The 13,053-nt window shown below is 70.7% G+C and carries 11 protein-coding genes; 6 read left to right on the top strand and 5 right to left on the bottom strand.

All coding sequences use genetic code 11. From position 1 onward, the window contains the following. Window positions 1-89 precede the first annotated feature (89 nt). Window positions 90-404, bottom strand: coding sequence for a hypothetical protein (locus tag GUY61_RS24985; protein ID WP_166632497.1), 315 nt, complete (start codon window positions 402-404; stop codon window positions 90-92). A 10-nt stretch (window positions 405-414) separates the two neighbouring features. Then, window positions 415-2,127 (bottom strand): sodium:solute symporter family protein, encoded by a 1,713-nt coding sequence (locus tag GUY61_RS24980; RefSeq protein ID WP_166632498.1) that lies wholly within the window; start codon window positions 2,125-2,127, stop codon window positions 415-417. A 128-nt stretch (window positions 2,128-2,255) separates the two neighbouring features. Between GUY61_RS24980 and galT the strand changes: the two genes are divergently transcribed. The 4 genes from galT (at window position 2,256) to GUY61_RS24960 (ending at window position 6,562) form a co-directional block, all read left to right on the top strand. Continuing rightward, window positions 2,256-3,302: a galactose-1-phosphate uridylyltransferase gene (galT, locus tag GUY61_RS24975; protein WP_166632496.1), complete on the top strand. Its 1,047-nt coding sequence runs from the start codon at window positions 2,256-2,258 to the stop codon at window positions 3,300-3,302. After that, on the top strand, window positions 3,299-4,327 hold the full coding sequence (galE, locus tag GUY61_RS24970) for a UDP-glucose 4-epimerase GalE (protein WP_166632495.1): 1,029 nt from the start codon (window positions 3,299-3,301) through the stop codon (window positions 4,325-4,327). The genes galT and galE overlap by 4 nt, the downstream gene beginning before the upstream one ends. A 5-nt stretch (window positions 4,328-4,332) precedes the next feature. Then, entirely contained in the window at window positions 4,333-5,487 is a 1,155-nt protein-coding gene (gene galK, locus GUY61_RS24965; RefSeq protein ID WP_166632494.1) for a galactokinase, read from the top strand. Window positions 5,488-5,806: 319 nt separating this feature from the next. Beyond that, window positions 5,807-6,562, top strand: a complete 756-nt coding sequence (locus GUY61_RS24960) for a response regulator transcription factor (RefSeq protein ID WP_166632493.1) — start codon at window positions 5,807-5,809, stop codon at window positions 6,560-6,562. Between the two features lie 326 nt (window positions 6,563-6,888). On the opposite strand, the gene GUY61_RS24955 is transcribed toward GUY61_RS24960, so the two are convergent. Continuing rightward, complete coding sequence (locus GUY61_RS24955; protein ID WP_166632492.1) at window positions 6,889-7,386, bottom strand: MarR family winged helix-turn-helix transcriptional regulator; 498 nt, start codon at window positions 7,384-7,386, stop codon at window positions 6,889-6,891. Window positions 7,387-7,558: 172 nt separating this feature from the next. Between GUY61_RS24955 and GUY61_RS24950 the strand changes: the two genes are divergently transcribed. Continuing rightward, entirely contained in the window at window positions 7,559-8,377 is an 819-nt protein-coding gene (locus tag GUY61_RS24950; protein WP_166632491.1) for a trans-aconitate 2-methyltransferase, read from the top strand. Between the two features lie 10 nt (window positions 8,378-8,387). On the opposite strand, the gene GUY61_RS24945 is transcribed toward GUY61_RS24950, so the two are convergent. After that, window positions 8,388-9,059: a TetR/AcrR family transcriptional regulator gene (locus tag GUY61_RS24945; protein WP_166632490.1), complete on the bottom strand. Its 672-nt coding sequence runs from the start codon at window positions 9,057-9,059 to the stop codon at window positions 8,388-8,390. Beyond that, window positions 9,056-10,051, bottom strand: a complete 996-nt coding sequence (locus tag GUY61_RS24940) for a fatty acid desaturase (RefSeq protein WP_166632489.1) — start codon at window positions 10,049-10,051, stop codon at window positions 9,056-9,058. The genes GUY61_RS24945 and GUY61_RS24940 overlap by 4 nt, the downstream gene beginning before the upstream one ends. Window positions 10,052-10,298: 247 nt before the next feature. Between GUY61_RS24940 and ppc the strand changes: the two genes are divergently transcribed. Next, entirely contained in the window at window positions 10,299-13,028 is a 2,730-nt protein-coding gene (gene ppc, locus GUY61_RS24935; protein WP_166632488.1) for a phosphoenolpyruvate carboxylase, read from the top strand. Window positions 13,029-13,053 lie beyond the last annotated feature (25 nt).

The raw sequence follows: 13,053 nt of genomic DNA, 5'->3' as shown, positions 1-13,053 counted from the left end.
CCCCTGACCCGGCCGCCTCCGCCGGCTTCCGGCGCGGGCAGGGGGCGTGGGGTCAGCCGCGGTCCGGGGCGCGGCGGACCCCGCGGGGCCTACTTCCTGCCGAACTCCTCCCGGATCTGCTCGGCGCCCGGGGGCGGCACTGCGGGCCTGAGCCAGAGCCAGAGGAGGAACAGCAGGCCGAGGAGGAGCATCGCCAGGCCCGTCCACAGGTTGATGTTGATGTTCTCCGCCTTGGCGATGTCGGCGTCGGAGGCGGTGATCCCGGCGATCGTGACGAGGATTCCGTAGACCACGAAGAGACCGCCGATGATCCGCCGCACGTCGAACAGCCGGGCGGCGGTCGCCGACTTGGTCTCCAGTTCCTCGACCTCGTGCTGGTAGTCGTACTCGTCGTGCTGGTTCATGCGGCGACTCCTAGAACGAGAACGGGATGTAGCAGGCCGCGGCGAGGATCAGTGCGCCCCAGCCGAGCAGGGCCGGGCTGCGGTACCACGCGTCGTCGCCCTCGGCGGCGGGCTCGGCCAGGCCCGGGGACCGGGTGCCGTAGACGAGGCCCTGCAGTTCCTCGATCGGCTTCGGCCTGGTGAACGCCGAGACCGCCACCATCACCACGGCGCCGACGACGAAGGCGACGATCGCGGAGACGAAGTTGGCGCCCTGGTCGCTGGGGATGCCGACGATCCCCTCCTTGTAGAGCCAGAAGTAGTTGATCATCGCGGCCACGGTGCCGCTCAGCAGTCCCCAGAAGCCGGCCGCCGGTGTCGACCGCCGCCAGAACATGCCGATGATGAAGACGGCGAACAGCGGCACGTTGAAGAACGAGAACAGCGTCTGCAGGTAGTTCATGATGTTGCTGAAGGTCGACGCGATGAAGGCGGTGCCCATGCCGGCGATCACGCCAACGGCGGTCACCACGCGCCCGGTCAGCAGGTAGTACGTGTCGGGGCGGCCCTTGACGACGTACCGCGCCCAGATGTCCTGGGTGAACACGGTGTTGAACGCCGACACATTCGCCGCCATGCCGGCCATGAACGCGGCCAGCAGGCCGGTGATGGCGACGCCGAGCACGCCGTTGGGCAGCAGGTCGCGCATCAGCAGCGGAACCGCGTCGTTGTAGTCGTACCCGCTGCCCTCCTGGCCGAGGTCGGGCTGGACCGCGAGCGCGATCAGGCCGGGGACGACGACGATCAGCGGGATGAAGATCTTGGGGAACGCGGCGATCAGCGGGGTGCGCTGGGCGGCGCTCAGGTTCTTCGCGGACAGCGCGCGCTGCACCTCGGCGAAGTTGGTCGTCCAGTAGCCGAAGCTGAGGCAGAAACCGAGTCCGAGCACGATGGTCAGCCAGTTGGCGCCCAGTGGATTGTCCGAGCCGATGCCGGTGCCGCCCCAGGCGGTGACGAAGTCGTCGCCCTTCATGCCGGTGAGCTTGTCGCTCAGTCCGTCCCAGCCGCCCACCCGCTTGAGACCCACGACGGTGAGCGGGATGAGCGCGGCGAGGATGACGAAGAACTGCAGCACCTCGTTGTAGATCGCCGAGGAGAGACCGCCGAGGGTGATGTACGCGAGGACGAAGAACCCGGCCACGACGACGGCGACCCACTGCGGCCAGCCGATCAGTGCCTCGATCACGATCGCCATGGCGTAGAGGTTGACGCCCGCGATCAGCACGGAGGCCACGGAGAAGATGATCGCGCTCAGCAGATGGGAACCGGGCCCGAAGCGGTGCAGCAGGAACTCGGGGACGGACCGGACCTTCGAGCCGTAGTAGAACGGCATCATCACCAGGCCGAGGAAGACCATCGCCGGGATGGCCCCGACCCAGTACCAGTGCACGGTGTACGCCCCGTACTGCGCTCCGTTGGCCGCCATGCCCAGGATCTCCAGGGCGCCGAGGTTGGCGGCGACGAAGGCGAGGCCGGTCACCCACGCGGGCAGGGAGCGGCCCGAGAGGAAGAAGTCGAGGCTGGTCTTCACGCTGCGCCGGGCGGCGAAGCCGACACCCAGGACGACGAGGAAATACAGCGCCAGGATCGCGTAGTCGAGCCCGTTGGTGTCGAGCCGGAGCTCCTGGGCCAGGTACGGCAGGTCTGATTGCGGCAGTTGGGGTGGTTGAGGCAGTTGCGGCATGTGTTGCATGCCCGGAACCTACGCGTTCGTACGGTATGGGGCATTGGGGCGCGCCCGTTGACTGAACTGTTGAATCGTGATTTGTTATGTGCGGATATGTTTGATGGGGATGGGCAAGGAGCCGCACGGTGAAGAAGACCTCGACCCGGCTCGCGGACGGGCGCGAACTGATCTACTACGACCTGCGCGACGACCTCGTGCGGGACGCGGTGGACCGCCGTCCCCTCGACCCGATCTCCACCACCTCCGAGATCCGCCGCGACCGGCTGCTCGGCGACAGCGTCGCCGTCGCCTCCCACCGCCAGGCCCGCACCTACCACCCGCCCGCCGACGAGTGCCCGCTCTGCCCCTCCCGCGAGGGACGGCACACCGAGATCCCCGAACCCGACTACGACGTCGTGGTCTTCGAGAACCGCTTCCCCTCCCTGGCCGGCGACTCCGGGCGCTGCGAGGTCGTCTGCTTCACCTCCGACCACGAGGCCTCCTTCGCGGAACTCACCGAACAGCAGGCGGGGCTGGTGCTGGAGGCCTGGACCGACCGCACCGCCGAGCTGGCCGAACTCCCCTCCGTGGAGCAGGTGTTCTGCTTCGAGAACCGCGGCAGGGAGATCGGCGTCACCCTCGGCCACCCCCATGGGCAGATCTACGCGTACCCCTTCGTCACCCCCCGTACCGCGCTGATGCTGCGCTCCCTCACGGAGCACGCGGAGCGCACGGGAGGGGCCAATCTCTTCGACGAGGTCCTCGCCGGCGAACTGGCCGACGGGCGGCGGGTCGTCATCGAGGGAGAGCACTGGGTGGCCTTCGTGCCCTACGCCGCGCACTGGCCCTACGAGGTGCACCTCTACCCCAGGCGGCGCGTGCGGGACCTGCGGGCGCTGGACGACGCGCAGCGCACAGAGTTCCCACAGATCTATCTGGAACTCTTGAGGCGCTTCGACCGGATCTTCGGATCCCACGAGCCGCCGACGCCGTACATCGCGGCCTGGCACCAGGCACCGCTGCGTGCGCCGGGCAGGGAGGGGTTCGCGCTCCACCTCGAGCTTTTCACCGTCCGCCGCACCTCCGGCAAGCTGAAGTTCCTCGCGGGTTCGGAATCCGGCATGAGTGTGTTCATCAACGACGTGCCGCCGGAGGCCGCGGCCGAGCGACTGCGAGAGGTAGCGAGCAAGTGAGCAAGTACCTGGTGACGGGCGGGGCCGGATACGTCGGCAGCGTGGTCGGGGCCCATCTGCTCCGGGCCGGGCACGAGGTGACCGTCCTGGACGACCTCTCGACCGGCTTCCGCGAAGGCGTCCCGGCCGGTGCCGAGTTCGTCGAGGGCCGTATCCAGGACGCCGCCAAGTGGCTCGACCCCACCTATGACGGCGTGCTGCACTTCGCGGCGTTCTCCCAGGTCGGCGAATCGGTCGTGCACCCCGAGAAGTACTGGGAGAACAATGTCGGCGGCACCATGGCGCTGCTCGCGGCGATGCGCGAGGCCGGGGTGCGCCGCCTGGTCTTCTCCTCCACCGCCGCCACCTACGGCGAGCCGGACGTGGTCCCGATCGTGGAGAGCGCCCCGACCGCGCCCACCAACCCCTACGGCGCCTCCAAGCTGGCCGTCGACCACATGATCGGCGGGGAGTGCCGGGCCCACGGGCTCGCCGCCGCCTCCCTGCGGTACTTCAACGTGGCGGGCGCGTACGGCGACTGCGGCGAGCGCCACGACCCCGAGTCGCACCTCATCCCGCTCGTGCTCCGGGTGGCCCTCGGCCGGCGCGAGGCGATCTCCGTCTACGGCGACGACTACCCGACCCCGGACGGCACCTGCATCCGGGACTACATCCATGTCGCCGACCTCGCCGAGGCGCACCTGCTGGCCATGGACAGGGTCACGCCCGGCGAGCACCTGATCTGCAACCTGGGCAACGGCAGCGGCTTCTCCGTGCGGGAGGTCGTCGAGACCGTCCGCCGGGTCACCGGCCACCCGGTGCCCGAGACCGTCGCCCCCCGGCGCGGCGGCGACCCCGCGGTGCTGGTCGCCTCGGCGGAGACGGCCCGCGAGAAGCTCGGCTGGACCCCGTCCCGCGCGGATCTCGCGGGGATCATCACGGACGCCTGGGACTTCGCCCGGCGGATCCAGGGGCAGGCCCAGGGGCAGGCCCAGGGGCAGGCCCAGGGGCGGGCCCAAGCGCAGGGCCAGGGACGGGAGAGCTGAGGGACGTGACCGTCGCGGAGAACTTCCAGGAGCTCTACGGGGCCGCGCCCGACGGGGTGTTCGCCGCCCCCGGCCGGGTCAATCTGATCGGTGAGTACACCGACTTCAACGACGGATTCGTGATGCCGCTCGCGCTGCCGCAAGCGGCCGTCGCGGCGGTCTCCCGCCGCACCGACGGCGTGCTGCGGCTGCATTCGGGCGATGTCGAGGGCGGTGTCGTCAGCCTCCGTGCCGATGAGCTGACGCCGCGCGCGCCGCTGACGGCCGGCTGGGCCGCGTACCCCGCCGGCGTGGTGTGGGCGCTGCGCGAGGAAGGCCACACTTCCGTCACCGGGGCCGATCTGCACCTGGAGTCGACGGTCCCGACCGGCGCGGGCCTGTCGTCCTCCGCGGCCCTGGAGGTGGTGACGGCCTTCGCCCTGAACGAGCTGTACGGACTGGGCCTGTCCCGCCCCGAGCTGGCGCGACTGGGACAGCGCGCCGAGAACGAGTTCGTCGGAGTGCCCTGCGGGATCATGGACCAGACCGCCTCGGCCTGCTGCACCGAGGGCCATGCCCTGTTCCTCGACACCCGCGACCTGTCCCAGCGGCAGGTCCCCTTCGACCTGTCCGCACAAGGGCTCGAACTCCTGGTCGTCGACACCCGGGTGAAGCACGCCCTCGGGGACGGCGCGTACGCCGAAAGGCGCGCCGGCTGCGAGGAGGGTGCGCGGGCGCTCGGTGTGCGCGCCCTGCGTGACGTCGGGTTCGCGCGTCTGGACGCGGCGCTGCGGCGGCTGGGCGACGAGCGGATCCGGCGCTACGTACGCCATGTGGTGAGCGACGACCACCGGGTGGAGCAGGTCATCGCCAGGCTCGACGCGGGCGATGTCCGCGGCATCGGCCCGATCCTCACCGAGGGGCACCGCTCGCTCCGCGACGACCTGCGCGTCTCCTGCCCCGAGCTGGACCTGGCGGTGGAGACCGCCAACGCCCACGGCGCCCACGGCGCCCGGATGACGGGCGGCGGTTTCGGGGGTTCGGCCATCGTGCTGGTGGAGGGGGTGGACGCGGAGGCCGTCACCAAGGCCGTGCTCGAGGCCTTCGCGGCGGCGGGCTTCCGCGCCCCGGGAGTCTTCCCCGCAGTGCCCTCGGCGGGTGCACGGCGGGTCCTTCCCTGATCTCCCGCGGTCTCCTCCCCGATCCCTGTGGCATCAGGAGGAAACCCCCGTCACACACCGCGCGTTCTCCGGTGGGGAGTTCTGTGAATTTCCTTCCCTCCCAGGCCGCGACCTCTACGCTGAGCACAGCACCGATGGGGGTCGGTGCTGATCAGGGGTGAGACTGGGCCCCTCCTTTCGAGAACGGCGGAGGAGGGAGGGTACGACGCCCGTCCGGGGGGTAGCAGTCGGGGCACGGCGGCGGCCGTGCGATTGCGGTGATCCTTCGAACGGGCGCCGTACCCGTGCCGGTCCGTCCCCCGACCCAGTGGGGGTTTCAGTGGTTCGTATCCGGGTTCTTGTGGTGGACGATCACCGCATCTTCGCCGAGTCCCTCGCCGCGGCTCTCGCGGCGGAACCGGACGTCGAGGTGTCGGCGGCCGGCAGCGGCCCCGCGGCGCTGCGCTGCCTGGAGCGCGCGGCGGCCGAGGGACGCAGATTCGACGTGCTCCTCGTCGACGCCGATCTCGGCAGCGCGCACGGCCCGCCGGTGGTGGCGCGCGCTGTGCCCGACCAGGCCGAGGACGGCCTGGTCGACGGCATCTCGCTGGTGGCGGGGGTGCGCACGGTCCAGCCGTCCGTCCGTACGGTCGTGCTCGCGGAGAAGGACGATCCGCGGCGCGCGGCCCTCGCCCTTCAGGCGGGCGCCTCGGGGTGGGTCGCCAAGGACTGCTCGCTGCAGCGCCTGCTCGCGGTGATCCGCGGGGTGCTGCGTGAGGAGACGCACCTGCCGCCGGCGCTGCTCACCGGCGTGCTGCGGGAGCTGACGGCGGCCCGCAAGCACCGCACGGAGAGCGAGCGGCTGGTCGAGTCGCTGACCCCGAGGGAGCGCGAGGTGCTGCGCTGCATGGTCGCGGGGCTGGGCCGCAAGGCCGTCGCGGAGCGGCTGTTCCTGTCCCCGCACACGGTGCGTACGCACATGCAGAACGTGCTGGGCAAGCTCGGTGTGCACTCGACCCTGGCCGCGGTCGCGCTGGCCCGGCGTGCGGGAGTCGGGCCGGTCGAGGACCTTCCGGCCGTCGGCAGCACGGGCTGAGGCCGGGTCAGGAGCGCGTGGCGCGTGCCCGGCGCCCGTGACCGGGAGGCGGTGGTGACGCGGTGAGCCGCGGGTGCGGCTCCCGCTGCCGCCAGGCCTGGGGCGTGTCTGACGATTCCCATTGGATCGGACCGCGGCGTCCGGTGCCGTGCATCGCAAGGCGGAGGGGGCACCCCCCGGACGGAGTCTGGGGGAGGCCGCCCTCGTACTGGGCGTACTCGGGCGGGCCCGGCAACGCAGCGTGGGGGCACCTCCCGTGGCCCGAGGTCTGCGGGGGACTGCGGTGCCAGGCGTCGCAGGCCCGGCGGGAACTGCCGGACGGGCCCTTAACCCGGGGTGTTGTCGAAAGGGGCCGTCAGCTGCCGCAGCAGCGCCCCCAGCTCCGCCCGCTGGGCGTGTGAGAGCTCCGAGAGGATCGCGCGCTCCTGGGCGAGCAGTCCCGCGAGCGCCTGGTCGGCGCGATCGCGCCCCTCCGGGGTGAGGCGGACGAGGACGCCGCGCCGGTCGCTGGGATCGGGCAGCCGCTCCACGAGGCCCTTCTTGGCCAGCCGGTCGATCCGGTTGGTCATCGTGCCGGAGGTGACCAGGGTCTGGGTGAGCAACTGGCCGGGGGAGAGCTGGTAGGGCACGCCCGCCCTGCGCAGTGAGGTGAGCACGTCGAACTCCCAGGGCTCGAGACTGTGCTCGGAGAAGGCGATGCGGCGCGCGCGGTCGAGGTGCCGCGCGAGCCTGCTGACGCGGCTGAGCACCTCGAGTGGTTCCACGTCGAGGTCGGGGCGCTCGCGGCGCCAGGCAGCAACCAGTCGGTCGACCTCGTCCTCCATGACAGCCAGTGTAGTAGGTCTGTCGATGTGAAGTCTCTTGATGTCAACTCTCTTGATTTCATTCATCTTGACATCGAGATATATTCGCCTGGACTATTGGGCAGGCACGTGCCGGAACCACGTGTCCGGTCATGTACGCCACGAGCAACGCCACGATCAGGGGGCTCGAAAAATGCCTACTGCACCGATCTGGGACCCGCAGCAGTACCTCCGCCACGCCGGCCACCGGACCAGGCCCTTCCACGACCTGCTGGGCCGGGTCGGCGAACTGCCCCGCGGCGACCGCGCCGCCCGCATAGCCGACCTCGGCTGCGGCCCCGGGAACGTCACCGTGCTCCTCGCGGACCGGTGGCCCGACGCCCGCATCACCGGCTTCGACCTCTCGCCCGAGATGCTGGACCGCGCCCGCGAGTACGCCGGCCCCACCGCGGGCGGCGGGCGGATCGACTTCCGCCCCGCCGACGCCGCGCACTGGGTGCCGGAGGAACCGTACGACCTGATCGTCTCCAACGCGGCCCTGCAATGGGTTCCCAGCCACCCCGATTCCTTCAAGGCCTGGATCGACGGTCTCACCCCAGGCGGCACCCTCGCCTTCCAGGTCCCGGGGAACTTCACCTCGCCCAGCCACGCGCTGCTCGCCGAACTGTGCGAGCGCCCCGAGTGGCGCGACCGCCTCGGCGACCACGGCCGCCGCTACGTGCACATACTCGAACCGGCCGAGTACCTGACCCGCCTCACCGCCCTCGGCTGCGCCACGGACGCCTGGGAGACGACGTACCACCAGCTGCTGCACGGCGAGGACCCCGTCCTCGACTGGGTGAAGGGCACCGCGCTGAGGCCGGTCCTGACGGCCCTCGAAGGGGACGACGACGCCGTCGGCGCGTTCCTCGGCGCCTACCGCGAGCTGCTGCGCGAGGCCTACCCGCCGGGACCGCACGGCACGGTCTTCCCGTTCCGCCGCATCTTCGCGGTCGCCCGGAAGGAGTCCTGACCGTCCCGGCTCAGCTCTTGCGGTGGCCTATCAGCCGGGGCCTCTGCTCCATGCCGTCCAGCCCGTGCCAGGCCAGGTTCACCAGGTGGGCGGCCACCTCGGCCTTCTTCGGCTTGCGCGCGTCCAGCCACCACTGGCCGGTCAGCGCCACCATGCCGACGAGCGCCTGCGCGTAGAGCGGCGCGAGCTTGGGGTCGAAGCCGCGGGCCTTGAACTCCAGGCCGAGGATGTCCTCCACCTGGGTGGCGATGTCGCTGATCAGGGAGGCGAAACTGCCGGTGGACTGGGCGACGGGGGAGTCCCGCACCAGGATCCGGAACCCGTCCGTGTAGGTCTCGATGTAGTCGAGCAGCGCGAAGGCGGCCTGTTCCAGCAGCTCGCGGGGGTGGCCCGCGGTCAGTGCGCCGGTCACCATGTCCAGCAGGCGGCGCATCTCGCGGTCCACCACCACCGCGTACAGGCCCTCCTTGCCGCCGAAGTGCTCGTAGACCACCGGCTTCGAGACCCCGGCCTTGGCCGCGATCTCCTCCACCGACGTGCCCTCGAAGCCCTTCTCGGCGAAGAGTGTGCGGCCGATGTCGAGCAGCTGCTCCCGGCGTTCCTTGCCGGTCATCCGGACGCGCCGGGTGCGCCGGACGGGCTTGTCGCTGCTGCTGTTATCGGTCGCCACGCCCTCAATCATGCCGCCTCGGCGGCCTTTTCCCTGCCCCGGGCTTCGATCCGGCGGGAGTCGACGCGCGCCTTGCTCGGCCAGCGCACGTCAGAGGCCCACCCCAGTTGCTCGAACCAGCGGATGATCCGGGCGGACGAGTCCAGCTGCCAGCGCTCCACACCGTGCCGCGCGGAGGTCGGGTCGGCGTGGTGCAGGTTGTGCCAGGACTCGCCGCAGGACAGCACCGCCAGCCACCACACGTTGCCGGAGCGGTCCCGGGACTTGAAGGGGCGGTTGCCGACGGCGTGGCAGATCGAGTTGATCGACCAGGTCACGTGGTGCAGCAGTGCGACCCGCACCAGGGAGCCCCAGAAGAACGCGGTGAAGGCGCCCCACCAGGACATCGTCACCAGGCCGCCGACCAGCGGCGGGATCGCCAGGGACAGGATCGTCCAGAAGACGAACTGCCGGGAGATACGCCTTATGGCCGGGTCCTTGATCAGGTCCGGTGCGTACTTCTCCTGAGGCGTCTGCTCCTCGTCGAACATCCAGCCGATGTGGGCCCACCACAGACCCTTCAGCAGGGCCGGGATCGTCTCGCCGTAGCGCCACGGCGAGTGGGGGTCGCCCTCGGCGTCGGAGAACCGGTGGTGCTTGCGGTGGTCGGCCACCCAGCGCACCAGCGGCCCCTCGACCGCCATCGAGCCGGCGACGGCCAGCGCGATCCGCAGCGGGCGCTTCGCCTTGAAGGAGCCGTGCGTGAAATAGCGGTGGAAGCCGATGGTGATGCCGTGGCAGCCCAGGTAGTACATGAAGACGAGCAGCCCGAGGTCGAGCCAGCTCACCCCCCAGCCCCACGCCATGGGCACGGCGGCGAGCAGCGCGAGGAAGGGCAAGGTGATGAAGAGGAGCAGCGTGATCTGCTCGATCGAACGCTTCTTCTCTCCACCGAGAGTGGCTGACGGAAGTGGGGTGTCGGTCGCCTTCGGGGCGTCGTCGATCACATTGGGAGTCGTGGTCATGGGGGCGTCCCCTGTGAGGTGAGATTGACAGGACCCGCTGGATGCTTTCCCCGGGTGCCCGTGGCTACGCTTCCGTAACCTACGGCGTCGTAAGTATGGCAGCGAGTATCAGCGCGGCAAGAGGGCCGATCGGGGTGTGCCGGACGGCTCGGAAGCGGACACCTATCCTGTGTGTCGTCGGACAGCGCGGTCCGCAGCCTCCAGATCCCTCTTCGACGTGTTGTGCACACTGCAAGGAGCCGCACCTGTGAGCAGTGCCGACCTGACCCCCGCCGGCAGCGCCGAACTGCGCGCCGACATCCGACGCCTGGGTGACCTGCTGGGCGAGACGCTCGTCCGGCAGGAGGGGCCCGATCTTCTCGAACTCGTCGAGCGTGTCCGCGCTCTCACCAGGAGCGACGGTGAGGCTGCCGCACGACTGCTGGGCAACACCGACCTGGAAACGGCCGCCAAGCTCGTACGGGCGTTCTCGACCTACTTCCATCTGGCGAATGTGACCGAGCAGGTGCACCGCGGGCGTGCCCTGCGCGCCCGGCGCGCCGCCGAGGGCGGGCTCCTCGCCCGCACCGCCGACCGACTCAAGGACGCCGACCCCGAGCACCTGCGCCGCACGGTGGAACACCTGAACGTCAGGCCGGTGTTCACCGCGCACCCCACCGAGGCCGCCCGCCGGTCCGTCCTCAACAAGCTGCGCCGCATCGCCGAACTCCTTCAGACCCCGGTCATCGAGGCCGACCGCCGCCGCCACGACCTGCGCCTCGCCGAGAACATCGACCTCGTCTGGCAGACCGACGAGCTGCGCGTCGTCCGCCCCGAACCCGCCGACGAGGCCCGCAACGCCGTCTACTACCTCGACGAACTGCACACGGGCGCCGTCGGCGACGTCCTCGAGGACCTGGCCGCCGAACTGGCCCGCGTCGGCATCGAACTGCCCGCCGGGACCCGCCCGCTGACCTTCGGCACCTGGATCGGCGGCGACCGCGACGGCAACCCCAACGTCACCCCCGAGGTGACCTGGGAGGTGCTGATCCTCCAGCACGAGCACGGCATCAGCGACGCCCTCGACATGATCGACCACCTGCGCGGCCTGCTGTCGAACTCCATCCGCTACGCCGGCGCCACCGAGGAACTCCTCGGCTCCCTGCAGGCCGACCTCGAGCAGCTGCCCGAGATCAGCCCCCGCTACAAGCGCCTCAACGCCGAGGAGCCGTACCGCCTCAAGGCCACCTGCATCCGGCAGAAGCTCATCAACACCCGCGCCCGGCTCGCCAAGGGCACCCCGCACCAGCCGGGCCGCGACTACCTCGGCACCTCCGAGCTGCTCGCCGACCTCAAGATCATCCAGGCCTCACTGCGCGCCCACCGCGGCGGACTCTTCGCCGACGGCCGCATGGACCGCGTCATCCGCACCCTGGCCGCGTTCGGGCTCCAGCTCGCCACCATGGACGTCCGCGAGCACGCCGACGCCCACCACCACGCCCTGGGCCAGCTCTTCGACCGCCTCGGCGAGGAGTCCTGGCGCTACGCCGACATGCCCCGCGACTACCGGCAGAAGCTCCTCGCCAAGGAACTGCGCTCGCGGCGCCCGCTCGCCCCGACCCCGGCGCCGCTCGACGCCGCGGGCACGAAGACCCTCGGCGTCTTCCACACCATCAAGGAAGCCTTCGAGCGCTTCGGCCCGGAGATCGTCGAGTCGTACATCATCTCCATGTGCCAGGGCGCCGACGACGTCTTCGCCGCCGCCGTCCTCGCACGCGAGGCCGGACTGGTCGACCTGCACGCCGGCTGGGCAAAGATCGGCATCGTGCCGCTCCTGGAGACCACCGACGAGCTCAAGGCCGCCGACACGATCCTCGACGACATGCTCGCCGACCCCTCCTACCGGCGGCTCGTCGCCCTGCGCGGCGACGTCCAGGAGGTCATGCTCGGCTACTCCGACTCCTCCAAGTTCGGCGGCATCACCACCTCCCAGTGGGAGATCCACCGGGCCCAGCGCCGGCTGCGCGACGTGGCACACCGCCACGGCGTACGGCTGCGGCTCTTCCACGGCCGCGGCGGCACCGTCGGCCGCGGCGGAGGCCCCTCGCACGACGCGATCCTCGCCCAGCCCTGGGGCACCCTCGACGGAGAGATCAAGGTCACCGAGCAGGGCGAGGTCATCTCCGACAAGTACCTCATCCCCTCCCTGGCCAGGGAGAACCTCGAACTGACCGTGGCGGCCACGCTGCAGGCCTCCGCCCTGCACACCGCGCCGCGCCAGCCCGAGGAGGCGCTCGCCCGCTGGGACGCCGCCATGGACACCGTCTCCGACGCGGCCCACACCGCGTACCGGCGGCTCGTCGAGGACCCGGACCTGCCCGCGTACTTCTTCGCCTCCACACCCGTCGACCAGCTCGCCGACCTGCACCTGGGCTCACGGCCCTCCCGCCGCCCGGACTCCGGCGCGGGGCTCGACGGACTGCGCGCCATCCCCTGGGTGTTCGGCTGGACCCAGTCGCGGCAGATCGTGCCCGGCTGGTTCGGCGTCGGATCCGGTCTGAAGGCGCTGCGCGAGGCGGGCCTCGACGGGGTGCTGGACGAGATGTACGGACAGTGGCACTTCTTCCGCAACTTCATCTCCAACGTGGAGATGACCCTGGCCAAGACCGACCTGCGGATCGCCCGCCACTACGTCGACACCCTCGTCCCCGACGATCTGGGGCACGTGTTCGACAGGATCGAGGCCGAACACGACCTCACCGTCCGGGAGGTGCTGCGCATCACCGGCGAGGACGAACTGCTCGACGCGAACCCCGTCCTCCGGCAGACCTTCCGCGTCCGCGACGCCTACCTCGACCCGATCTCCTACCTCCAGGTCTCGCTGCTGGCCCGCCAGCGCGCCGCGGCGGAACGCGGTGAGCCCGCGGACCCGCTGCTCTCCCGGGCCCTGCTGCTGACCGTCAACGGTGTGGCGGCCGGCCTGCGCAACACGGGCTGACCGCGCGGACACGAAGGGAAGGGGG

The sequence above is a fragment of the Streptomyces sp. GC420 genome, from assembly GCF_009916105.1.
GTDB lineage: Bacteria > Actinomycetota > Actinomycetes > Streptomycetales > Streptomycetaceae > Streptomyces.
This window is presented reverse-complemented; position numbering and strand designations above follow the sequence as displayed.